This window comes from Mycobacterium sp. 1465703.0 (assembly GCF_001672975.1).
Lineage (GTDB): Bacteria > Actinomycetota > Actinomycetes > Mycobacteriales > Mycobacteriaceae > Mycobacterium.
This window is the reverse complement of record NZ_LZKU01000214.1, coordinates 1-24886: the sequence shown is the minus strand read 5'-3', so window position 1 is coordinate 24886 and position 24886 is coordinate 1. Positions and strand designations below refer to the sequence as shown.

Below are 24886 nucleotides of genomic sequence, written 5' to 3'. Positions count from 1 at the left end.
ACTCTATGTGCGGGTGCTGACTACGCTACCGGCTTGATAAGCCGGACAACAGGATTGAAACCCAGCACGCTCTGGATCATGCAATCGGTCGGGGACGGTTGCAGGGCAAAAGCCCTACGGCCCTGGCCAGAAATAGCTAGTGCACTGAACTGTTCGCTCATGCCAGAACGAGGCTTTGGAGGACCTGGTGAGTGTCAATCCGTTCGACGACGACAACGGCAGCTTTTTCGTTTTGATCAACGACGAAGAGCAGCACAGCCTGTGGCCGGCGTTCGCCGATGTTCCATCGGGCTGGAAGACGGTGTACGGCGAAGCGGATCGCGCTGCGTGCCTGGAGTACATCGAACAGAACTGGGCCGACATCCGGCCGAAGAGTTTGCGCGAGAGGGTGGCAAGCCGTGGTTTTGATCTGTGAATCATTCGGGCAGCCAACAGATCCTAGCGACCAGGCGCATCCGCTGACGCGCGGGCAGCTGGATATTTGGCTTGCGCAGGAAACCGGTCAGCTTGGTACGGAGTGGCAGCTTGGTCTATTCGTCAAAATCGAGGGCGCAGTAGATCGTGACGCCCTTAGGTGGGCGATCCGCCAGGCGGTGCACGAGACCGAACCGGGCAGGGCCGCCATCTTCGCGGCGGATGGCCACGTTTTCCAACGGGCGATCGACTACCCGGATATCGAGCTGGCGTTCTATGACCTGAGTGGCTCAGACCATGCCGTGCAGGAAGCCCATGAACTGGCGTCGTCAATTCAACGCACGCCACTTCCGTTCACTGGCCCGCTGTTCAAATTCGCATTATTCCGGACGCGGCCCGACCAATATTACTGGTTCGTATGCTGCCACCACATAATCGTCGACGGAACCGGCATCGCGCTGGTAGGGCGTCGGATTGCAAATATCTACACGGCCATTGTTTCTGGCACTCCCATCCCTCCCGCGTTTTTCGGTTCATTGCAGGACTTGGTGAGCAGCGAGTCAGAGTACGAAGCGTCCACCGATTATCTAGAAGATCGGGCCTACTGGAGCGAGAACCTTCCACGGAAAAACGAAGCGGATTATCGGTTACCCCAAGCCGCGGACGAGCAGGATTCGCATTGGCCGTCTGCGCCGGTTCAACTGGACCCAGCCGTCGTCGGCCGAATCAAAGAGTTATCCAAGCGGTTAGGCGTCCGTCGATCATCGGTCCTCACCGCGGCCTGCGCGCTGTTGGTAGGTGGGTTCGACGCTGACGGTTCGGAGGTGGTATTCAACTTCCCGGTCAGCAGGCGAGTGCATCCAGCGTCAAAGCTGCTTCCCGGGATGGTTGCCGGGGTAGTGCCGCTGGTCTTGACGGCGTCCCCGGAATCGTTGGTGGCCGATTTCTGCAAACATGTCGACACGCGAGTACGAGAAGCGCTGAGACATCAGCGATTTCCGGTGCACCTGCTTGAAGGTGAGGGTGACGTTCGCGGCCTCAGGCGGCCGGCAAATCGGGTAGTTCTTAATTTCGTGCCGGCGAGACTGACCCTGAATCTCGGCGGTATTCCGGCAACAGCGACCTACACCACTTTTGGCCCGATAGGTCATTTTGGGCTGTTGTTCTATGGAGTCGGCGATGAGCAGCTTTTCAGCACAGCGGGCGCCGGACAGCCGTTTGCGGATTTTGAGGTCTCGGATTTAGCAGGACGTTTGCAGCGGATATTGATGGCGATGATTGCCGATCCGGAGCGGCGGCTGTCGTCGGTGGATGTGCTGGATGTCGGTGAGCATGCTCGGCTGGAGGGGTGGGGTAATCGGGCGGCGTTGACCCAGCCCGCACCCACGCCCGTCTCGGTTCCGGTGGTATTTGCCGAGCAGGTGGCCCGCGCCCCTCAGGAGGTGGCGATCAGCTTCGAGAGCGGTGCCCTGACGTATCGGGAACTCGAGGAGGCCGCGAACCGGGTGGCCCACCTGCTGACCGACCGGGGAGTGGAGCCGGGGCAGTGTGTGGCGTTGCTATTGGAGCGCTCGGCCCAGGCCGTCGTGGCGATGCTGGCGGTGCTGAAGAGCGGGGCGGCTTACCTGGCGATCGACCCGGCGCTGCCGCCGGCCCGAATCGAGTTCATGCTCACGGATGCCGCCCCGACCGCTGTTATCACCACCGCCGACCTACGCCCGCGGCTGGACGGGTGCGATCTGGCGGTCATCGATATCAACGACCCCGCCGTGGACACCCAGCCCAGCACCGCATTACCGGCGCCAGCCCCTGACGACATCGCTTACTTCATTTACACGTCGGGGACTACCGGCGTGCCCAAGGGGGTGGCGGTCACCCACCACAACTTGACCCATTTGGCGGACTCGCAGCCCTCAGACCTGCCGCCGGCGCAGGTGTGGACGCAATGCCACTCCTATGCCTTTGACTTTTCGGTTTGGGAGATCTGGGCTGCACTGCTCGGAGGTGGCCGGCTGGTGGTCGTACCCGACGAGGTGGTCGGCTCGCCGGTTGATTTCCACGCCTTGCTGGTCAGCGAACAGGTCAATGTGCTCACCCAGACTCCGTCTGCGGTGACCGCACTGCGCCCGCAGGGGCTGGAGTCGGTGGCGTTGCTACTCGGCGGTGAGGCCTGCCCGACAGAGGTGGTGGATGTGTGGGCGCCCGGGCGGGTGGTGATCAACGCCTATGGCCCCACCGAGGCCACGGTGTATGCGTCGATGAGCGCGCCGCTGTCGGTCGGGGCCGGTGTGGTGCCGATCGGTGCGCCGGTATCGACCGCGGCGCTGTTCGTCCTCGACGAGTGGTTACGTCCGGTGCCGGCCGGTGTGGTCGGTGAGTTGTATGTCGTGGGTCGCGGCGTGGCCGTCGGGTATGTGGGCCGGGCTTCGCTGACCGGGTCGCGGTTTGTGGCCTGCCCATTTGCCAGCTCGGGACAGCGGATGTATCGCACCGGAGATCTGGTGAGTTGGGGTGCTGATGGGCAGCTGCGGTATCTGGGGCGTTCCGATGAGCAGGTCAAGATCCGTGGCTACCGCATCGAACTAGGTGAAGTCCGCGCGGCACTGGCCGGGCTGGATGGGGTGGAGCAGGCGGTGGTGATGGCCCGCGAGGACCGCCCTGGCGATAAGCGGCTGGTGGGTTATGTCACCGGGACCGCCGATCCGGCCGAGCTGCGCACCCAACTGGCCGAGCGGTTGCCGGAGTATATGGTGCCCGCCGCGGTGGTGGGGTTGGAAACGTTGCCGTTGACGGTCAGCGGCAAACTCGACGCCCGTGCCCTACCGGCACCCGAATACACCGTCACTGCTTACCGCGCCCCGGAAACGCCCGCCGAAGAGATCCTAGCCGGCATCTACTCCCACATCCTGGGGCTCGAACGCGTCGGTGTCGACGACTCGTTCTTCGACCTGGGCGGGGATTCACTGTCAGCGATGCGCTTGATCGCCGCGATCAACGCGAGTCTGGACGCCGGTCTTGCGGTGCGCGATGTTTTCGAGGCGCCCACGGTGGCCCAGTTGGCTCCTCGTATCGGGAAGGGCGGCGGCCTGGAGCCGTTGGTGGCCGTCGAGCGGCCCGCGGTGGTGCCGTTGTCGTTTGCCCAGTACCGGTTGTGGTTCATCGATCAATTGCAAGGCCCCTCACCGGTCTACAACATGGCGGCGGCCCTGCGGCTGGGCGGGCGGCTGGATACCGACGTCTTGGGTGCGGCGCTAGCCGACGTGGTGGCCCGCCATGAAAGCCTGCGCACCCTGTTTACGGCGCCCGAGGGCATACCCCAGCAGGTGGTGATCCCGGTGGCGCAGGCCGACCTCGGCTGGGACGTCGTCGATGCCACCGGCTGGCCGGAAAGCCGGCTAGCGGAGGCCTTGGACACCGCGGCTCGTCACCCGTTTGACTTGGCGACCGAAATCCCGCTGCGGGCAACGCTTTTCCACGTCAGCGAGGACGAACATGTGCTCGTGGCCGTGGTGCACCACATCGCTGCCGACGGCTTGTCGGTCACCCCGCTGGTGGCTGATCTGGGGGTGGCCTATGCCAGCCGGTGTGCGGGGCAAGCCCCGGGATGGGCGCCGTTGCCGGTGCAATATGTCGATTACACGCTGTGGCAGCGCGCGCTGCTGGGCGATCTCGATGACAGCGGCAGCCGCATCGGCGCGCAGTTGGCGTATTGGGAACAAGAGCTGGCCGGGCTGCCCGAGCGGTTGGTGCTGCCCACCGACCGGCCCTACCCGCTGGTTGCCGATTACCGCGGCGCCAGCGTGACGGTGGACTGGCCGGGCGAACTGCAGCAGCAAATTCGTCGGGTGGCCCGTGAGCACAATGCGACCAGCTTCATGGTGCTGCAGGCCGCCCTGGCGGTGCTGCTGTCCAAGCTCAGCGCCAATTCCGATGTGGCGGTGGGCTTCCCGATCGCTGGGCGCGGTGATCCTGCGCTCGATCAGCTGGTGGGCTTCTTCGTCAACACCTTGGTGTTGCGGGTCGATGTGGCCGGCGATCCCAGTGTCGCCGAGTTGCTGGCCCAGGTGCGAGGGCGCAGCCTGGCCGCCTACGAGCATCAAGATGTGCCCTTCGAGGTGCTGGTGGAGCGGCTCAACCCGACCCGCTCGCTGAATCATCATCCGCTGGTCCAGGTGATGCTGGCCTGGCAGAACTTCGCGGGGGACCCGGCGACCGGGCTGGCGCTGGGCGATCTGCAAGTCAGCCCCGTACCGATAGACACCCGTACCGCCCGCGTGGACCTGACGTTCTCGTTAGCCGAACGCTGGAGCGAGGCCGGTGAGCCCGCCGGGATCGGTGGGACGGTGGAGTTCCGCACCGACGTGTTCGACCCCGAAAGCATCGAAACGCTGATCGACCGGTTGCGGCGGGTGTTGGCGGCCATGACCGTCGATCCCACGGCGCGGTTGTCGTCGCTGGACCTGCTCGATGCTGATGAGCACGCCCGCCTAGATCGGTGGGGCAACCGGGCGGCGTTGACCCGACCTGCCCCCACACCGGCGTCGATTCCGGCGGTGTTCGCCGCCCAAGTCGCGCGCGCGTTCGAAGCGCCGGCGGTGAGCTTCGACGGCCACTCGATGACCTACCGGGAGCTCGACGAGGCGTCGAACCGGTTGGCGCGCCTGCTGACCGGCGTTGGCGCCGGCCCGGGTGAGCGTGTGGCGCTGCTGTTGCCGCGGTCGGCCGACGCAGTCGTGGCGATGTTGGCGGTGCTCAAAACCGGGGCGGCCTACCTGCCGATCGACCCGGCTGTGCCGGCGGCCCGGATCGAGTTCATGGTTGCCGATGCGGCACCGATCGTCGCCATCACCACCACCGGGCTGGCCGACCGGTTCGACGGGTGTGGCCTGCGAATCATCGATGTCGACGACCCGCGCATCCAGACGTATCCGTGCACGGGCTTGCCGGCGCCGGCCGCCGAGGAGATCGCCTACCTGATCTACACCTCGGGCACGACCGGTGTTCCCAAGGGGGTAGCCATCCCCCACCGGAACGTCACCCGGCTGCTGAGGGCACTGGACGCCGACCTGGAATTTTTGCCGGGGCAGGCATGGTCGCAGTGCCATTCGTTGGCCTTTGACTTTTCGGTGTGGGAGATCTTCGGTGCGCTGCTGCACGGCGGGCGGCTGGTGGTGGTGCCCGACGAGGTGGTCCGCTCGCCGGAAGACTTCCACGCCTTGCTGGTTGCCGAACACGTCAGCGTATTGAGTCAGACCCCATCGGCTTTTTATGCGCTGCAAACCGTCGACACGCGAGCACCTGGGTCCGAGGGTCAGCTCAAGCTGCAGACGGTGGTGTTCGGCGGCGAGGCGCTAGAACCCCAGCGTCTGGCGACCTGGTTGGACAAGTACCCGCGGTTACCGCGGCTGATCAATATGTATGGCATCACCGAGACGACAGTGCATGCCTCATTCCGCGAGATCAGCGTCGCCGACGTCGGCCGCAGCGTCAGCCCCGTCGGGGTGCCGTTGGTCCACCTTGGCTTTTTTGTGCTGGATGGGTTGCTGCGTCCGGTACCGGCCGGGGTCGTCGGTGAGTTGTATGTGGCCGGCGGGGGGCTGGCGTACGGATATGTGGGCCGGACGGGGTTGACGGCGTCGCGGTTTGTGGCCTGCCCGTTCGCGGCGTCGGGACAACGGATGTATCGCACCGGAGATCTGGTGTGTTGGAGTGCCGATGGGCAGCTGGATTATCTGGGCCGTGCTGATGAGCAGGTCAAGATCCGCGGCTATCGCATCGAGCTCGGCGAAATCCGCGCGGCGCTAGCGGCAGTGGATGGGGTGGAGCACGCGGTGGTGGTCGCCCGTGAGGACCGCCCCGGTGACAAACGGCTGGTGGGTTATGTGACTGGAGCCGCTGACCCGTCCGATGTTCGGGCCCGGTTGGGTCAGCGGCTCCCCTCCTACATGGTGCCGGCGGCGGTGGTGGTGATCGACGCGCTGCCGTTGACGGTCAACGGCAAACTGGACACCCGGGCCTTGCCGGCGCCCGACTACCAGGATGTGGATCAGTACCGCGCCCCGGCCAGTCCCACAGAGGAGATCCTGGCCGGCATCTACGCCCAGGTCCTCGGCCTCGATCAGGTCGGAGTCGACGACTCGTTCTTCGACTTGGGTGGAGATTCGTTATCGGCGATGCGGGTCATCGCTGCGGTCAACAGCGCGCTGGATGCTCACCTTGCGGTGCGCACGTTGTTCGAGGCACCCACGGTTGCCCAGTTGGCACCCCGTATCGGCGAGGGGGGCGGTCGTAAGCCATTGGTGGCCGGTGAGCGGCCGGCGGTAGCGCCGTTGTCGTTTGCCCAACAGCGGTTGTGGTTCCTCGATCGGTTCGAGGGGGGCGTGGCGACCTACAACATTCCGACCGCGTTTCGGATCAGCGGCGTGCTGGACGTCGACGCGCTGGGGGCGGCTATCGATGATGTGATCGCCCGTCACGAGTCGCTGCGCACCGTCTTTCCCGACGTCGATGGTGTGCCGTTGCAACAGGTGTTGCCGGCCGAGCCGGGGATGTGGCGACGTGGCGGCGCGGCGGTGGTGTCGTTGTCCGAGCAGGATGTGGTCGCCGAGTTGGTGGCGCTGGCGGGATATCGGTTTGATTTGGCCGCCGAGATCCCGATTCGTGCGCAGATCTATGCGGTGGGCCCCGAGCAGCATGTGGTGGGAATTGTGGTGCACCACATCGCTTTTGACGGTTGGTCAATGGCTCCCATGGCGAGGGACATCGGTGAGGCGTATCGGGCGCGCCGGCACGGCCGGGCTCCGGAGTGGGCGCCGTTACCGGTGCAGTATGCCGATTACACGCTGTGGCAACAGGATTGGTTGGGCGTGGAGTCCGATCCGGACAGTGTGATCGCCGGACAGCTGGCATATTGGCGACAACAGTTGGCCGACCTGCCCGAGGTGGTGTCGTTGCCGGCGGATCGGGCGCGCCCGGCGGTGCCCAGTTATCGCGGTGATGAGGTAGAGCTGCGCATCGACGCGCAGACCTGGGCGGGGGTCAAGGCGCTCGCGGCGGCGCACAACGCGACGGTCTCGATGGTGTTGCAGGCGGCCATGGCGGTGGTGTTGCACCGGGTGGGAGCCGGCGAGGACGTGGTGATGGGTGCGCCAATCGCCGGGCGGATGGATGCGGCGCTGAATGAGCTGGTCGGGTTCTTCGTCAACACCTGGGTGTTACGGGTGGACGTCAACTCCGCGCAGCGGTTCAGCGAGGTGCTCGAGCAGGTGCGCCAGCAGGCGCTGGATGCCTACAGCAACCAAGATGTGCCGTTCGAATTGCTGGTCGAGCAGCTCAACCCGGTGCGTTCCGCGGCGCACCATCCGTTGTTCCAGGTGCTCTTGGTCTTCCAGAACAATGTGCGCCCCGACATGGCGCTGGAGGACGTCAGCGTTGAGCAGTTGGCGGTCTTTACCCGCACGGCCAAGTTCGACTTGGACATCGAGCTGAGCGAGGTGCCCGGCGACGATGCGGCGGCGCCGATGGCCGCCGGACTGGTCATGTATGCCACGGATTTGTTTGACCGGTCGACCATCGAGCGGTTGGTCGGCTGGTTTGGCCGGGTGATCGAGGCGGTGATCGCCGATGCCTCGGTGATGGTCAGTGAGGTTTCGCTGCTGGATCGCGGCGAACGAGATCTGGTGCTGTCGGAGTGGTCGGGTGCCGGGGTGAGCGCGCCGGTGGGGCTGGCGCCGGAACTGTTAGCGGCGGCAGTGGCCGCCGACCCGGACGCCGTGGCCGTCGTCGACGGTGCACGGGAGCTGTCCTATGGCGAGCTCGATGCGTGGTCGACGCGGTTGGCGCGGGTGCTGATCGAGGCCGGCGTGGGTCCCGAGCGCGCGGTGGGCGTCGCGATGGGCCGGTGCGCGGAATTGGTCGTGGCCTGGTGGGCGGTGGTCAAGGCCGGTGGGGTGTATGTGCCGGTGGATCCGACCCATCCGGTCGAGCGCATCGCCGCGGTGCTCGACGCGGTGGGCGCCGTGTGTGTGTTGACGTGCAGCGCCGACACGGTGGCCGGAGTGCACCCGGTGCTGCGCATCGATGATCTGGATGTGTCCGAACGTTGCGCGGATCCGATTACCGACGCCGACCGGCTGGCGCCGTTGGCGGTGGATAACGGCGCGTATGTGATCTTCACGTCGGGGTCGACCGGTGTGCCCAAGGGGGTGACGGTCAGCCACGCCGGCCTGCTGGGTTGGGCTGCGGCGCAAGGCGAGATGTTCGGGTTGGGCGCGGATGCGCGGGTGTTGATGGTGGCCGCGCCGACCTTTGATGCCTCGGTCGGTGAGTTCTTGTGGGCCGTCGAGTCCGGGGCGGCGTTGGTGGTTGCCCCGGCGGGGGTGTACGCCGGGGATGCGTTGACGGCGTTGCTGCAGGACCAGCGGGTCAGTGCGGCGATTTTGACTCCGACGGTGCTCTCGTCGCTGGATCGGGCCCGGCTGGATGGGCTGGACACGGTGATCGCTGTGGGGGAGGCCTGCCTCGACGAGGTGGTGGCGGCCTGGGCGCCGGGTCGGCGGATGTACAACGGCTACGGCCCCAGCGAGACCACCATCTGGGTTACCTGCGCGCAGCTGTTCGCGGGTCAGCCGGTGCGCATCGGTGCCCCGTTGGCCGGGGTGTGCGCGCTGGTGCTCGATGCGCAGCTGAACCCGGCTCCGGCTGGCGTGGTAGGCGAGTTGTATCTGGCCGGGCCTGCGGTGGCGCACGGCTATGTGGGCAGGCCCGGGTTGACCGCGGAACGGTTCGTGGCGAATCCTTTTGCGGCCCTTTCGGGGCCAGCCGGGACGCGGATGTATCGCAGCGGGGATCTGGTCCGCTGGACGGCTGAGGGCACCCTGGACTACTTAGGTCGTGCCGATACTCAGATCAAACTGCGCGGCCAGCGCATCGAGTTGGGCGAGATCGAAAACACCCTGCTGGCCTGCCCGCAGGTCACCCAGGCCGCGGCCAGCGTGCACCAGAGCGACACCGGTCCGCATTTGATCGGCTACGTCACGTTGGGGCAGACCAGTACCGCCGATGACGACGCCGAAATCGTCGAAGAGTGGCAACAGCTGTACGACGACCTGTACGACGCCGAGGTCGAGACGCCCGGCTTCGGGATGGACTTCCGCGGCTGGAACAGCAGCTACACCGACGAGCCGATACCGCTCGAAGACATGGTGGAGTGGCGCTCGGCCACGGTGAAACGGATCAACGCCCTGCAGCCGCAACGCGTTTTGGAGATCGGCGTGGGTTCGGGGTTGCTGTTGTCGCAGATCGCCCCGGACTGTGTCGAGTATTGGGGCACAGACTTTTCCGCGCCGACGATTCAGACGCTGCAGGCAGCGGTGGCTGAGCAGTCGTGGGGTGACCGGGTGCAGCTGCGGGTGCAGTCGGCGGACGTGGCCGACGGGTTGCCGGAGGGCCACTTCGATGTGGTGGTGCTCAACTCGGTGGTCCAGTACTTCCCGAGTGCGGGGTACCTGCGCGACGTGATGGACGTGGCGATGCGGTTGCTGGCACCGGGCGGGGCAGTGTTTATCGGCGACGTGCGCAACCACAGCCTGCAGGGCGCGTTTCAAACCGGGGTGGCCGTGGCCCGCACCGAAGCCGCCGACGCTGCCGAGATTCGTCAAAGAGTTCAGCGCGCTGTGCTCGGCGAGCCCGAATTGCTGCTGGCCCCTGAGTTTTTCACCACCTGGGCTACCGAAAATGTGTCGGCGGCCGGGCTGGATATCGAGGTCAAGCCCGGGATGGCCGATAACGAGCTGAACCGGTATCGCTACGACCTCGTCATCTATAAATCCCCTGCACCGGTGCGCTCAATGGCCGGCGCGGACAGCTGGGCGTGGCCCCGGTGCGCGGGCCTGGACGGGCTGCAAACCCGGTTGATGTCTGAGCGTCCGGGCGCCGTTCGTGTCACTGGCGTTCCCCGCGCCGGAGTGTTCAGCGACGTCGACATCGAACGCAGCCTGGCCGCCGGGCTGCCGTTAGCCGACGCTTTAGCCCACGCCGACGGCGCCGATGCTGTTGTCCCCGAACAATTGCACCGCCTTGGTGAGACCGCCGGATATCACGTCGCGGTTACCTGGGGCGCTCAACCGGGCACGGTGGATGCGGTGTTCATCGCTGCAGCTGACGCTGAGCAGACCTCGGCGCTGACCGATCTGTATCTGCCACCTGGCGGGCCCCACCGAGTCACCAGCTACGCCAATGACCCGCAGACCAATACCAAAATCGGTGCGATTCGTCAGCAACTGAGTACGTGGTTGCCCGAATACATGGTGCCGACGCACATTGTGGTGCTCGACGAGTTTCCGATGACGTCCTCGGGCAAGATCGACCGAAAGGCCTTGCCGGCGCCCGTGTATCAAGGTGCGGATCGTTACCGTGCCCCGAGTAACCCCACTGAGGAGATCTTGGCCAGCATCTACGCCCAGGTGCTGGGGCTGGACCGGGTCGGTGTCGACGACTCGTTCTTCGATTTGGGTGGGGATTCGTTGTCGGCGATGCGTTTGATCGCCGCGATCAACACCGGTCTGGACGCCGATATTACGGTGCGCGCGGTGTTCGAGGCGCCCACGGTTGCCCAGTTGGCGCCGCGAATCGGTAAGGGCGGCGGCCTGGAGCCGCTGGTCCCGGTGGAGCGGCCGGCGGTGATTCCGTTGTCGTTCGCGCAGGGCCGGATGTGGTTTACCGACCAATTGCATGGGCCTTCACCGGTTTACAACGTGGTGGTGCCGTTGCGGCTGAACGGGCGCCTTGATGTCGAGGCACTGGGTGCGGCGCTGGCCGATGTGGTGGGCCGCCATGAGAGCCTGCGCACCCTGTTCCCTGCGATCGATGGCGTGCCCCACCAGGTGGTGGTGAGCGCCGAGGAAGCCGACTTCGGTTGGCAGGTCGTCGATGCCACCGGGTGGCCGGAGGACCGGCTTGGTGAAGCCGTCGTCGCCGCGCTGCGTCACGCGTTTGATTTGGCCACCGAGATCCCGTTGCGGGCAAGGCTTTTCCGCGTCGCCGACGACGAACACATGCTGGCGATCGTGCTGCATGAAATCGCCGCCGACGGTTGGTCGACGATGCGGCTGCTGCATGACCTAGGCATGGCTTATGCCAGCCGGTGCGCCGGGCGGGCTCCCGACTGGGCGCCATTGCCGGTGCAGTATGTCGATTACACCCTGTGGCAGCGTGCCCAATTCGGTGATTTCGATGACCGTGACAGCCGCATCGCCGCACAGCTCGCTGAGTGGGAGCAGGCGCTGGCCGGAATGCCCGAGCGGCTGCAGCTGCCCACCGATCGGCCCTATCCACTGGTGGCTGATCAGCGCGGCGCCCGGGTGAACGTGGAGTGGCCGGTCCAACTGCAGCAGCAGGTTGCCCGGGTGTGCCGCGAGCACAACGCGACCGGTTTCATGGTGATGCAGGCCGCCCTGGCGGTGCTGTTGTCCAAGCTCAGCGCCAGTTCCGATGTGGCGGTAGGGTTTGCGATCGCCGGGCGGCGCGATCCCGCACTCGATGAACTGATCGGGTTCTTCGTCAACACCTTGGTGCTGCGCGTCGATCTGACCGGTGATCCCACCGTGGCCGACCTGCTGGCCCAGGTACGACGGCGCAGCCTGGCCGCCTACGAGCACCAAGACGTGCCCTTCGAGATGCTGGTGGAGCGGCTCAACCCCACCCGGTCGCTGGCCCATCACCCGCTGGTGCAGGTGATGTTGGGCTGGAACAACTTCCCCGGGCAGGTTGAGGTCCCCGAAGAGGGCTTGAGCCTGGGCGATCTTCAGGTCTCGCCGCTGGCCGCGGACACTCAGACCGCCAAGATGGATCTGGTCTTCTTCCTCAAAGAACGCTGGACCGAGGCCGGTGCACCCGCCGGGATTTACGGGCAGGTGGAATTCCGCACCGACGTGTTCGACGAGGACAGCATCCAGACGTTGATCGCGCGGTTGCAGCGGGTGTTGACGGCGATGACCGCCGACCCCACCCGGCGCTTGTCGTCGGTGGATCTGCTAGATGCCGGTGAGCACGCTCGGCTGGAAGAGCTTGGTAATAAAGCGGTTTTGACCGCGCCGGCTAGCGCGCCGGTGTCGATTCCCGAGCTGTTCACTGCCCACGTGACGCGCACCCCGGACGCCGTGGCGCTGGTGTGCGAGGACCTGGCGGTGACCTACCGCGCGCTGGATGAAACCTCGAATCGGTTGGCGCATTGCCTCGCGGCTGCCGGTGCGGGTCCGGGACAAACTGTGGCACTGCTATTTTCACGGTCGGCCGAGGCCGTCGCGGCGATCCTGGCCGTGCTCAAGACCGGAGCCTCCTACCTGCCGATCGACCCCTCGTCGCCGGATACCCGGATCGAGTTCATGCTCGGCGATGCCAAGCCGGTCGTCGGCGTCACCACCGCCGATCTGGCTGAGCGGTTAGAACGCCATGGCGTGACGGTTATCGACGTCAACGATCGATGCATCGACGACCAGCCCAGCACGAGTTTGCCGGCGCCGGCCGCGGACGATGTCGCGTACCTGATCTACACCTCGGGCACCACGGGGGTGCCCAAGGGCGTGGCGATCACCCATCGCAATGTGACCCAGCTGTTGGGGTCGTTGGATGCCGGTTTGCCGCGCGCTGGGGTGTGGGCGCTGTGTCACTCATTGGCGTTCGACGTGTCGGTTTGGGAGATCTTCGGGGCGTTGTTGCGCGGTGGGCGCGTGGTGGTGGTGTCGGAGTCGGTGACCGGTTCACCGCAAGAGCTCCACGAAGTGTTGGTCGCTGAACAGGTCAGCGTGTTGACGCAGACCCCGTCGGCGGTGGCGGCGCTGCCGGTTGAGGGGCTGGAGTCGGCGGCGTTGGCGGTGGTCGGTGAGGCGTGTTCGGCCGAGGTGGTGGATCGGTGGGCGCCGGGGCGGGTGATGGTAAACGCCTATGGCCCGACCGAGACGACGATGTGTGTGGCGATCAGCGCGCCGCTGACGGCGGGCTCGGGTGTGCCGCCGATCGGATCGCCGGTGGGCGAGGCGGCGTTTTTTGTGCTCGACGAGTGGTTGCGGCCGGTGCCGGCCGGGGTCGTCGGCGAGTTGTATGTGGCCGGTGCCGGACTGGCCTATGGGTATCTGCGCCGAACGGGATTGACCGGAACTCGGTTTGTGGCCTGCCCGTTCGGAGCGCCGGGACAGCGCATGTATCACACCGGGGACCTGGTGTGTTGGGGTGCCGATGGGCAGCTGCGCTATCTGGGCCGTGCTGATGAGCAGGTCAAGATTCGCGGATATCGCATCGAGCTCGGTGAGGTGCGCACGGCCCTGGCCGGCTGCGACGGGGTTGAGCAGGCGGTGGTGATCGCCCGCGAGGACCGCCCTGGCGACAAACGTCTGGTGGGTTATGTCACCGGCACCGCCGACCCGGCCCAGCTGCGCATTCAGCTCGCCGAGCGGCTGCCGGAGTTCATGGTGCCGGCCGCGGTGGTGTCGTTGGAAACGATGCCGTTGACGGTCAACGGCAAACTCGATACCCGCGCTCTACCGGCACCCGAATATCAGAATGCCGGTTCTCGCGCAGCGGCGAGCCCGGTCGAAGAGATCCTGGCCGGCATGTTCGCCGAGGTGCTGGGGATCGAGCAGGTCGGTGTCGATGACTCGTTCTTCGATTTGGGCGGGGACTCGTTGTTGGCGATGCGTTTGATCGCGGCGATCGAGACCGGTCTGGATGCAGATCTGTCGGTGCGCACCGTGTTCGAGGCGCCTACGGTGGCCCAGTTGGCGCTGCGCGTCGGTGGGAGTGGCAGCCGCCGTGAGCCGTTGGTGGCCGTGGAGCGGCCCGAGGTGGTGCCGTTGTCGTTTGCCCAGCAGCGGTTGTGGTTTATCGACCAATTGTTGGGGCCGTCACCGATTTACAACATGGCGGCCGCGTTGCGGCTGAGTGGACGGCTAGATGCCGAGGCGTTGGGGGCCGCACTCGCCGATGTGGTGACCCGCCAGGAAAGCTTGCGCACCCTGTTCCCATCGGTTGAGGGGATACCCCAACAGGTGGTGGTGCCGGCCGAGCGGGCTGATTTCGGGTGGCAGGTGGTCGATGCCACCGGCTGGTCGGAAAGCCGGCTAGTAGAGGTCATCGACCCCGCGGTGCGTCACGCGTTTGATTTGGCCACCGAGATCCCATTGCGGGCAACGCTTTTCCGCGTCGCCGAGGACGAGCATGTGCTGGTGGCGGTGCTGCACCACATCGCTGCCGACGGCTTGTCGATGGCTGCCCTGGTAGCCGATCTGGGAGTGGCCTATGCCAGCCGACGCGCGGGGCACGCCCCGGACTGGGCGCCCTTACTGGTGCAGTATGCCGATTACACGCTGTGGCAGCGCGCGCAGCTCGGTGACGTGGCCGACAGCGACAGCCCGATCGCCGGGCAGCTGGCGTACTGGGAGCAGGCCCTAGCCGGGCTGCCCGAGCGGCTGCAGCTTCCTACCGATCGGCCCTATCCGCCGGTGGCTGATTACCGCGGGGCCAGTGTGATGGTGGACTGGCCGGTCGAGTTGCAGCAGCAGGTTGCGCGAGTGGCCCGTGAGCACAACACCACCAGCTTCATGGTGATCCAGGCCGCTCTGGCGGTGTTGTTGGCGAAGATCAGTGCCAGCTCCGATGTGGCGGTGGGCTTCGCAATCGCCGGGCGCGATGATCCCGCACTCGATGGACTGGTCGGATTCTTCGTCAACACCCTGGTGCTGCGGGTGGAGGTAGCCGGCGATCCCAGCTTCACCGAATTGCTGGCTCAGGTGCGTGCGCGCAGCTTGGCCGCCTACGAGCACCAGGATGTGCCCTTCGAGGTGCTGGTGGAGCGGCTCAACCCCACCCGAAGCCTCGCCCATCACCCGTTGATTCAGGTGGTGGTGGCCTGGCAGAACTTCGCTACGGACGACAACGCCGCCGGGTTGGCCTTAGGTGATCTTGAGATCACCCCGCTGTCGGCAGACACCCAGGTTGCGCGCATGGACCTGACAATCTCCTTGGGCGAACGCTGGAACGCCGCCGGTGAACCCGCTGGGATCGGCGGGTCAGTGGAGTTCCGCACCGACGTATTCGACACCGCCACCATCGAGGCGCTGATCGAGCGGTTGCAGCGGGTGCTGGATGCGGTCACCACCGACCCCACCCGGGCGTTCTCGTCGGTGGATGTGCTGGATGCCGGTGAGCACGCTCGGCTGGAAGAGCTTGGTAATAGAGCGGTTTTGACCGCGCCGGCCAGCGCGCCGGTGTCGATTCCCGCGCTGTTCGCCGCCCAGGTCACCCGCGCCCCCGACGCGGTGGCGATCAGTTGTGGTGGTCGTTTGGTGACGTATCGGGAACTTGATGAGGCGTCGAATCGGTTGGCGCATCTGTTAGCTTGCCGCGGTGCCCGCCCGGGACAGACTGTGGCGCTGCTGTTTTCCCGGTGTGCCGAGGCGATCGTGTCGATGTTGGCGGTGCTCAAGTCTGGGGCGGCGTATCTGCCGATCGATCCCGCGCATCCGGCGAGCCGGATCGGCTTCGTGCTCGCTGATGCCGCGCCGATCGCCGCGATCACCACCGGCGAACTGGCCGCGCGGCTCGACGGCCAGGACGTGGCCGTCATCGATGTCGATGACCCCCGCATCGACAGTTACCCGGCCACCGACGTGGCGGTACCGGCCCCCGAGGACATTGCCTATCTGATCTACACCTCGGGCACTACCGGGGTGCCCAAGGGTGTGGCCATCACCCACCGCAACGTCACCGAACTGCTGACGTCGCTTGACTCGGGGTTGGCCGCACCCGGGCAGGTGTGGTCGCAGTGGCACTCCTATAGCTTCGACATCTCGGGCTGGGAGATCTATGGCGCCCTGCTGCACGGTGGGCAGTTGGTAGTGGTGCCCGAGTCGGTGGCGGCCTCACCAGAAGACTTGCACGACTTACTGATTCGCGAGCAGGTCAGCGTCTTGTGCCAAACCCCCTCGGCGGCGGGGACGTTGTCACCGCAGGGGTTGGAATCGCTGACCCTGCTGGTCGGGGGTGAGGCCTGCCCGGCCGAGCTGGTCCAGCGCTGGGCACCCGGGCGGGTGATGATCAATGAGTACGGCCCGACCGAGACCACCATGTGGGTGGCCCTGAGCGCGCCACTCACAGCGGGATCTGAGGTGGTGGCGATCGGCGCGCCGGTGCCGAACGCGGCGTTCTTCGTGCTCGACCAGTGGCTGCAAGCGGTGCCGGTCGGGGTGGTCGGGGAGTTGTATGTGGCCGGGAGCCAGGTCGGGGTCGGCTACGTGGGCCGCGCGGGATTGACCGGGACCCGGTTTGTGGCCTGCCCCTTCGCCGAATTCGGTCAGCGCATGTATCGCACCGGGGACCTGGTGAAATGGGGCCCCGATGGGCAGCTGCACTACCTGGGCCGCGCCGATGAACAGGTCAAGGTCCGCGGCTATCGCATCGAACTCGGCGAAATCCGCACAGCCCTGGCCGGGCTGGACGGGGTCGAGCAGGCGGCCGTCATCGCTCGCGAGGACCGCCCTGGCGACAAACGCCTGATCGGCTATGTCACCGGCACCGCCGAGGCCACCGAACTGCGCACCCAACTGGCCGAGCGACTGCCGGCCTACATGGTGCCGGCCGCGATCGTGATGATCGACAAACTGCCGCTCACAGTCAACGGCAAACTCGACACCCGCGCCCTACCGGCACCCGAATACGCCGAGGGCGATGGCTACCGAGCCCCGAGTACTCCCACCGAGGAGATCCTGGCCGCCATCTACGCCCAGGTACTCGGCCTCGACCGGGTCGGCGTCGACGACTCCTTCTTCGAGCTAGGGGGAGACTCGCTCTCTGCGATGCGGGTCATCGCAGGGGTCAACAGCGCCCTGAATACGCACCTTGCGGTGCGCACCTTGTTCGATGCGCCCACGGTGGCCAGGCTGGCACCGCGTATCGGAGAAGACGGCGATGGGCATGAGCCGTTGGTGGCGGTCGAGCGGCCGGCGGTGGTGCCGTTGTCGTTTGCCCAGCAGCGCTTGTGGTTCCTGGATCAGTTCCAAGGGCCCTCGCCGGTGTACAACATACCGGCGGCACTGCGACTGAGTGGACGCCTGGATGCCGAGGCGTTAGGGGCGGCGTTGGCCGATGTGGTGGCCCGCCAGGAAAGCCTGCGGACTCTGTTCGCGGCGCCTGAGGGCATACCCCAGCAGGTGGTTATCCCCGCTGAGGGTGCCGATTTCGGGTGGGAGGTCGTCGACGCCACCGGTTGGCCGGAAAGCCGGCTGGGTGAGGCCATCGGCGCCGTGGCGCGTCACCTTTTCGATTTGGCAACCGAGATTCCTTTGCGCGCAACACTTTTCCGCGTCGCCGAGGACGAGCACGTGCTGGTGGCCGTGGTGCACCATATCGCCGCCGACGGCTGGTCGATCACCCGGCTGGTGGGTGACCTGGGGGTGGCCTATGCCAGCCGGTGTGCGGGGCAGGCCCCCGGCTGGGCGCCATTGACGGTGCAGTACGCGGATTACACGCTGTGGCAGCGCGCGCACCTGGGTGATCTGGCCGATGCCGACAGTCGTATCGCCGGGCAGCTGACCTTCTGGGACCAGGAGCTGGCCGGGATGCCCGAGCGCCTGGCGTTGCCCACCGACCGGCCGTATCCGCCGGTGGCCGACTACCGCGGCGCCAGTGTGGCCGTGGAGTGGCCGGCGGAGCTGCAGCAGCAGGTTGCGCGGGTGGCCCGCGAGCACAACACCACCACCTTCATGGTGATCCAGGCCGCCCTGGCGGTGCTGCTTTCCAAGCTCAGCGCCAGTTCCGATGTGGCGGTAGGCTTCCCGATCGCCGGGCGCCCTGACCCTGTGCTGGATGAAGTGGTGGGGGTCTTCGTCAACACCCTGGTGTTGCGGGTGGAGATGGCCGGCGATCCCACGGTTGCTGAGCTGCTCGCTCAGGTGCGGGCCCGCAGCCTGGCCGCCCTCGAGCACCAGGATGTGCCCTTCGAGATGCTGGTGGAGCGGCTCAACCCAGCCCGCAGCCTGGCCCATCAGCCGCTGGTGCAGGTGGCGTTGGCCTGGCAGAACTTCGCGCGCGACGACTATAACGCCGCCGGGTTGGCCCTGGCTGATCTGCAGATCACGCCGCTGTCAGCGGACACCCAGACCGCCCGCATGGACCTGACATTTTCGTTGGGCGAACGCTGGAGTGCCGCCGGCGAGCCGGCCGGGATCGGCGGCGCGGTGGAGTTCCGTACCGATGTGTTCGACGCGGCCAGCATCGAGGCGCTGATCGCGCGGTTGCATCGGGTGTTGATGGCGGTCACCACCGATCCCACCCGGCGGATCTCGTCGGTGGATCTGCTGGATCCCGGTGAGCATGCCCGCCTCGATGAGATCAGTAACCGAGCGGTGTTTACCACGCCGGCCAGCGCGCCGGTGTCGATTCCCGCGCTGTTCGCAGCGCAGTTCGCCCACGTCCCACAGGCGGTGGCGATCAGCAGCCACGGTCGCGCGATGACCTACCGAGAACTCGATGAGGCCTCGAATCGGTTGGCGCATCTGCTGGCCGACCAGGGGGTGGGCCCGGGACAGTGTGTGGCGCTGCTGTTCAACCGTTCCGCCGAGGCGATCGTGGCGATGTTAGCGGTGCTCAAGACCGCGGCCGCTTATCTGCCGATCGACCCGGTCGTGCCGGCGGCGCGGATCGGGTTCATGCTCGCTGATGCCGCGCCGATGGTCGCGATCACCACGACCGGGCTAGCCGACCGACTCGACGGGCATGACCTGCAGGTCATCGATATCGAAGACCCCCGGATTGACGCCTATCCGTCCACGGGTTTGCCGGCCCCGGCCCCCGCCCCCGATGACATCGCCTACCTGATCTACACGTCCGGGACGACTGGCACGCCCAAAGGCGTCGCCATCACCCACTACAACGTGACCCAACTGATCGAGTCAGGATATGCCGGCCTGCCGCGCGCAGGGGTCTGGCCGTTGTGTCATTCGTTGGCCTTCGATGTGTCGGCGTGGGAGGTCTGGGCTGCGCTGCTGGATGGCGGCCGGCTGGTAGTGGTGCCCGAGTCGGTAGCGGTTTCCCCGGAGGATTTCCACGCTTTGCTGGTTCGCGAACAGGTCAACGTGATGACCCAGACCCCGTCGGCATTGGCGCTGTTGTCGGCTGAGGGCTTGGAGTCGATGTCCTTGCAGGTGGCTGGCGAGGCGTGCCCGGCCGACGTGGTGAATCGGTGGGCAGCCGGGCGGGTGATGATCAACGGTTATGGGCCGACCGAGACGACGATGGGTGTGGCGAGTAGCACGCCCCTGACACCTGGGTTGGACGTGGTGCCGATCGGGACGCCGGTGCAAGGGGCGGCATTGTTCGTGCTCGATCAATGGCTGCGACCAGTACCGGCTGGGGTGGTCGGTGAGTTGTATGTGGCTGGCCGCGGTGTGGGCGTCGGCTATGTGCGCCGGGCGGGGTTGACCGCGTCGCGGTTCGTGGCCTGCCCCTTCGCCGGCACGGGAGCGCCAGGAACACGCATGTATCGCACTGGGGACCTGATGTATTGGGGCGCTGACGGGCAGCTGCAGTATGTGGGGCGCGCCGATGAGCAGGTCAAGATCCGCGGCTATCGCATCGAACTCGGTGAAATCCAGGCCGCGCTGGCCGGTTTTGATGGGGTCGAGCAGGCCGCGGTGATCGCGCGTGAGGACCGCGCCGGCGACAAGCGCCTAGTGGGCTATTTCACGGGCACAGCAGACCCGGCAACGACGCGCGCGAAGCTTGCCGAGCGGCTGCCGGCCTATATGGTCCCGGCGGCGGTGGTGGTGTTGGACGCGCTGCCACTCACCTCCAACGGAAAACTGGACACCCGGGCTCTGCCGGCGCCCGAATACACCGATGCCGATCGGTACCGCCCCCCGAGTACGCCCGCTGAGGAGATCCTGGTTGGCATCTACGCCCAGGTACTGGGTGTCGAGCGGGTCGGGGTCGACGATTCGTTCTTCGACTTGGGTGGGGATTCGCTATCGGCGATGCGGGTGATCGCCGCGATCAACACCAGCCTGGACGCGAACCTTCCGGTACGCACGTTATTCCAGGCGCCGTCCGTTAGAAGCTTGAGCCAGCAGTTGGGCCAAGATGCCGGCGAGATGGAAGTAGTCCCCGTTGAGTTCCTCAAGGAGGGAACCGGTGTTCCGCTGTTCTGCGTTCATCCCGCGGGTGGGGTGAGTTGGCCGTATCAGGTCCTTGGTAATTACCTGGGCTGCCCGATCATCGGCATTCAACAAACCGCGGCAAATGGCGAGGCTGAACCCGCGTCAATCCGCGATATGGCGAAGAACTATGCCGATCGGATTCAAGGGGTTGATCCTACCGGGCCCTACAACCTTCTCGGCTGGTCTTTCGGCGGTGCCGTTGCCCATGAAATTGCCATCGAGCTTCAGCGACGCGGATACGAAGTCGCGCGCCTCGTTCTCCTCGACTCTCAGCCCCGCATGGACAGCAGCGTCACTGCGCCGAACATCGGCGAGGCGGACGTGCTGGGAGACGTCCTTCGGATCTGTCGTATAGATATTCCAGAACAGGATGAGCCGCTTTCGTATGAGCAGGTAGAAGAACTACTTCGCAACCAAGGAATGGTCGAATTTTCTCAATACAAACAGCTTGTGGATTGGGGTGTTCAAAACCTCAACAGTAACGTGGCGTTATATCAAGCCCATGAACCCGCTGTCTTCGATGGGGATATAACCATATTTACTGCTGTACGGGATGAGTGCGATCGCACTTCACCTCTTCTGCAACGTTGGCGACCTTATGTTACTGGCGACATCGCCGTCTACCCGATCGACTGTGGACATCAGGAAATGATGAGTATCGAAGCGCTCATCCAGTATGGCCAACAACTCAAGGTTTTGCTGGAAGCTTAAGGGGGCGTTGTGGTGAAAAAATCGAGGGCATTGATTAGGTGGGTAAAGCCATGAAAATCCTTATTATCGACAACTATGACTCGTTCACCTTCAACCTGTTTCAACAGATCGCACTGGTGAACGGACAGGAGCCAACAGTCGTCGAAAACGATAAGATAACAGTCGACCAGATCAGGGCGCTCGGCCCCGACGCCATTGTGCTATCGCCCGGGCCCGGCAATCCGCAGCGGGCCGAGGATTTCGGAGTATGCGCCCAGATCATCCAGGAACTCGACGTGCCAACCTTGGGGGTCTGTCTCGGTTATCAGGGAATAGCGCATTACAGTGGCGGGACCGTTATACATGCACCCGAGCCGCGGCACGGCCGGTCAAGCAACATACGGCATAACGAATCCGCTTTGTTCAGGGGTATCCCACAAAACTTTTCGGTAATCCGTTACCACTCCCTCGCCGTAGATATCGCCTTACCCGATCACCTTGAACCACTTGCCTGGAGTGCGGATGGGGTGCTCATGGCTCTCCGGCATTTACACCGCCCCCTGTGGGGCATTCAGTTCCATCCGGAGTCGATCTGCACTCAGCATGGCGAGCAGCTGATTCGGAACTTTCTCGATCTTGCGGTGGCCTTCCATGCCTCCGAGGGGCGGCAAGTCTGCTACACACCGGCCCAGGTCGGGAAGCAAACCCCGGAAGATCCCGATCAACACCGGAAGCTTCCGGACAATGAAAACTATAGAGTGTGCTATCGGAAACTGAATTACTTTTTCGATCCAGAAACAGCATTCATGCATTTTTATGCCGATAAGGATTACGCATTCTGGTTGGGCAGTGATCTGGTCGAAAAATCCCTGTCGCGGTTCATTTTCATGGGCGCCGCAGATGGTCCTTGTTCGCAAGTCATCCGATACACGGTCAAGGACCGCTCTCTCGTGGTTGACACCGGCGGTAAGACGACGATTACGAACGAATCCATATTTGACTATCTCAACAAATCGCTCAAGGAATACGGCCAGGCGAGCAAAGAGTTGCCCTTTGATTTCAATTGTGGTTTCGCCGGGTACTTCGGCTATGAGTTGAAGGCCGACACGGGAGGGCGGCTGGTACACGAATCCGCGCTGCCGGACGCCATGTTCATTTTCTGTGATCGCCTGATGGCTTTCGACCAGATCGAAGGAACAACCTATTTGGTGGCTTTCGTGCCAGAGTCGGAAACCCAGGCGGCCGAAGACTGGTTTGACCGCGTAGCCGCAGAATTGCGGGTCCTGCCGGCTCCTACCGACAAGATTTACACTGCTCGCGACAAGCTGAAGTTGAAGCTTACTCGCCCCTATGAAACCTACATCGCAGACATCAAGCAGTGCTTGGACGAGATTACGGAAGGTGAGAGCTATGAGATCTGTCTGACCAATCAGCTACACACCGATCCTATCGACCAGCCGCTGAATCTGTACCGCATTCTGCGCCGCGCCAATCCGGCGCCTTATGCTTCGTACCTCCACTTCGGCGATTTCTCGGTTCTCAGCTCCTCGCCAGAGCAATTCCTGCGCGTGGACCGCAACGGCTGGGTGAGCACCAAGCCGATCAAGGGCACAGCCGCACGGCATCCGGACAAACGACTTGATGAAAAGGCACGGAATGCGCTCGGCAAGAATGAGAAAGACAGCTCAGAGAACCTGATGATCGTAGATCTGTTGCGCAACGATCTGGGTCGGGTGTGCCAGGTCGGCACGGTTCACGTCCCCAAACTGATGGCTGTCGAATCCTACGAAACGGTACATCAATTGGTCAGCACGGTTCGTGGCTTGTTGAAGGAAGAAAACACGGCAGTTGACTGTGTTCGTGCTGCCTTTCCGGGCGGCTCGATGACCGGCGCACCAAAAATCCGCACGCTGGAGATTATCGACCGCTTGGAGTCGGAAGCGAGGGGTGTCTATTCCGGATCTATCGGTTTTATTGGTTTGGGCGGAGGAGCGGATCTGAATATCGTCATTCGCACCGCGGTCTGCACGCCAGAGACCACATCCATTGGCATTGGCGGCGCTATCGTCGCTCTGTCTGATGCGGAAGAGGAATTCGAGGAGATTGTGCTCAAGGGCAGAGCCCTCATCAATGCGATCGTGTACGAGGAATTTGGCGAGTTCGGTCACTCTCACTTCGAGATCGCCGGGATACCCTCAGAATTACTAGAATCTCTGCCGCCACTACCCGCTAAGTTGGCAGAGTATACCAACGGAGAGCTTGATCAAATTGCCGCAGGAGCGAAACTGCTCGAGAACTGGGAGTCGTACATGTCTGATATCGGGCTCTACCGCCAACAGATCGATGCCTTGGATGAAGAAATCATCAGGGCACTCGGGAAACGGTTTGAGGTTGTGCGAAACGTCGGCAAATTCAAGGCCAACACAGGCTTATCCGTGATGCAGCCGGACCGTATTGAACAGATAATGAGCCGCTGCACCGTACTGGGTAATCAGTACGGAGTGCATCCTGAATTCCTGCACGAAATGTACGACCTGATCATCAGGCAAAGCTGTGACCTGGAAGAAGAATCACCTAGCACGGACTTAAACTTGGCGGAATAGCTTCTCCGTCAGCGCATTCAGAGCGGGCAAGATCGGTGTAACAGCGGTTTTACCTGAGCTCAGGATACGGTGAAATGCGTGACGGTCCCGGTTTTGGCTGATTGACTCTATGGTCTGCAGCGCCTGAATAAGGGCCATACGCGCTTCCGATGCGTAGGGGTTATCAGCCTGGATTTCCCAGTAAACGTCGGGATCTTTGTTAAGGATCCGCGCGTACAGCGTCATCAAGAGTCGATGCGGAGGTGACGCGATGGGCCATGCCTTCTCCGCGTCGTAACCCAGCCGCGACAAACAACCCCCGAAAGCGATGGCAACCGCATGCGTTAGCGCCTGCGTAACTGCGGTCTGCCGGTCGTGGGTGACAACATCCATGCTCGTGACACTCGCCCCCCAGTCTCGCAGGTAGCCGCAGAACTCATCACTCTTATCTCCGCCGGTTATGGGCACCGCGGCAACGTTTTGCTCACTGAACCCAATATCAGGGGCAAACATCGGATTGATGCTCAGATGCTGGAGATCTTTGCGCCTGCCCGCGATGATGCTCGCGACAGGTGTCTTTATCGACAGTGTGTCCACAAACAAGCTGCCCGGCGCAGCGATATCGGCCAGGAAACCGAGGCCGCCAACTAGCACACTCTCAGGAACACAAAACAGCAACAGGTCGCAGGTGCTGGCGAGGTTCTTCAACTCTTCCGAAGGTTTACCGAGGTCGCATGAAACGTATTGGTGGCAGTGCACACCGTCGCCCGCTTTCTCGGCCAAGTCTGCACCGGCAATAAAGAGGCCCCTGCCAGCCAGCAAATCCGCAAACAACGCACCGAAGCCGCCGTTTATACCGAGAATCAAAATACGTGAAATCATAAAGCCGCAGTCCTGTTAAAGGGTTGACTGGAAAGGGCGGCGGCTCACTGGCCGCGATCGTGCTGCGAGGTTGTATCGAACCACACGAAGGCTACCCGAAAACCTGGCGTTGAT

4 protein-coding genes are annotated in these 24886 nt (G+C 64.2%); 3 read left to right on the top strand and 1 reads right to left on the bottom strand.

The window, feature by feature from the left end; translation table 11 throughout:
• Positions 1–187 precede the first annotated feature (187 nt).
• From A5625_RS20375 to pabB, 3 genes are read left to right on the top strand one after another with little or no spacing between them, the layout of a single operon-like run.
• Positions 188–415, top strand: a complete 228-nt coding sequence (locus A5625_RS20375) for an MbtH family protein (protein WP_066998159.1) — start codon at positions 188–190, stop codon at positions 413–415.
• Complete coding sequence (locus A5625_RS20370) at positions 399–21329, top strand: non-ribosomal peptide synthetase (RefSeq protein ID WP_232003767.1); 20931 nt, start codon at positions 399–401, stop codon at positions 21327–21329. The genes A5625_RS20375 and A5625_RS20370 overlap by 17 nt, the downstream gene beginning before the upstream one ends.
• A gap of 38 nt (positions 21330–21367) precedes the next feature.
• The gene (gene pabB / locus A5625_RS20365; protein ID WP_156748401.1) at positions 21368–23911 is read left to right on the top strand and encodes an aminodeoxychorismate synthase component I; all 2544 of its coding nucleotides are present in this window, start codon (positions 21368–21370) and stop codon (positions 23909–23911) included.
• Here the strand turns inward: pabB and A5625_RS20360 are convergent.
• Positions 23894–24772 (bottom strand): prephenate dehydrogenase dimerization domain-containing protein, encoded by an 879-nt coding sequence (locus A5625_RS20360; protein ID WP_066998107.1) that lies wholly within the window; start codon positions 24770–24772, stop codon positions 23894–23896. The genes pabB and A5625_RS20360 overlap by 18 nt on opposite strands.
• Between the last annotated feature and the right edge of the window lie 114 nt (positions 24773–24886).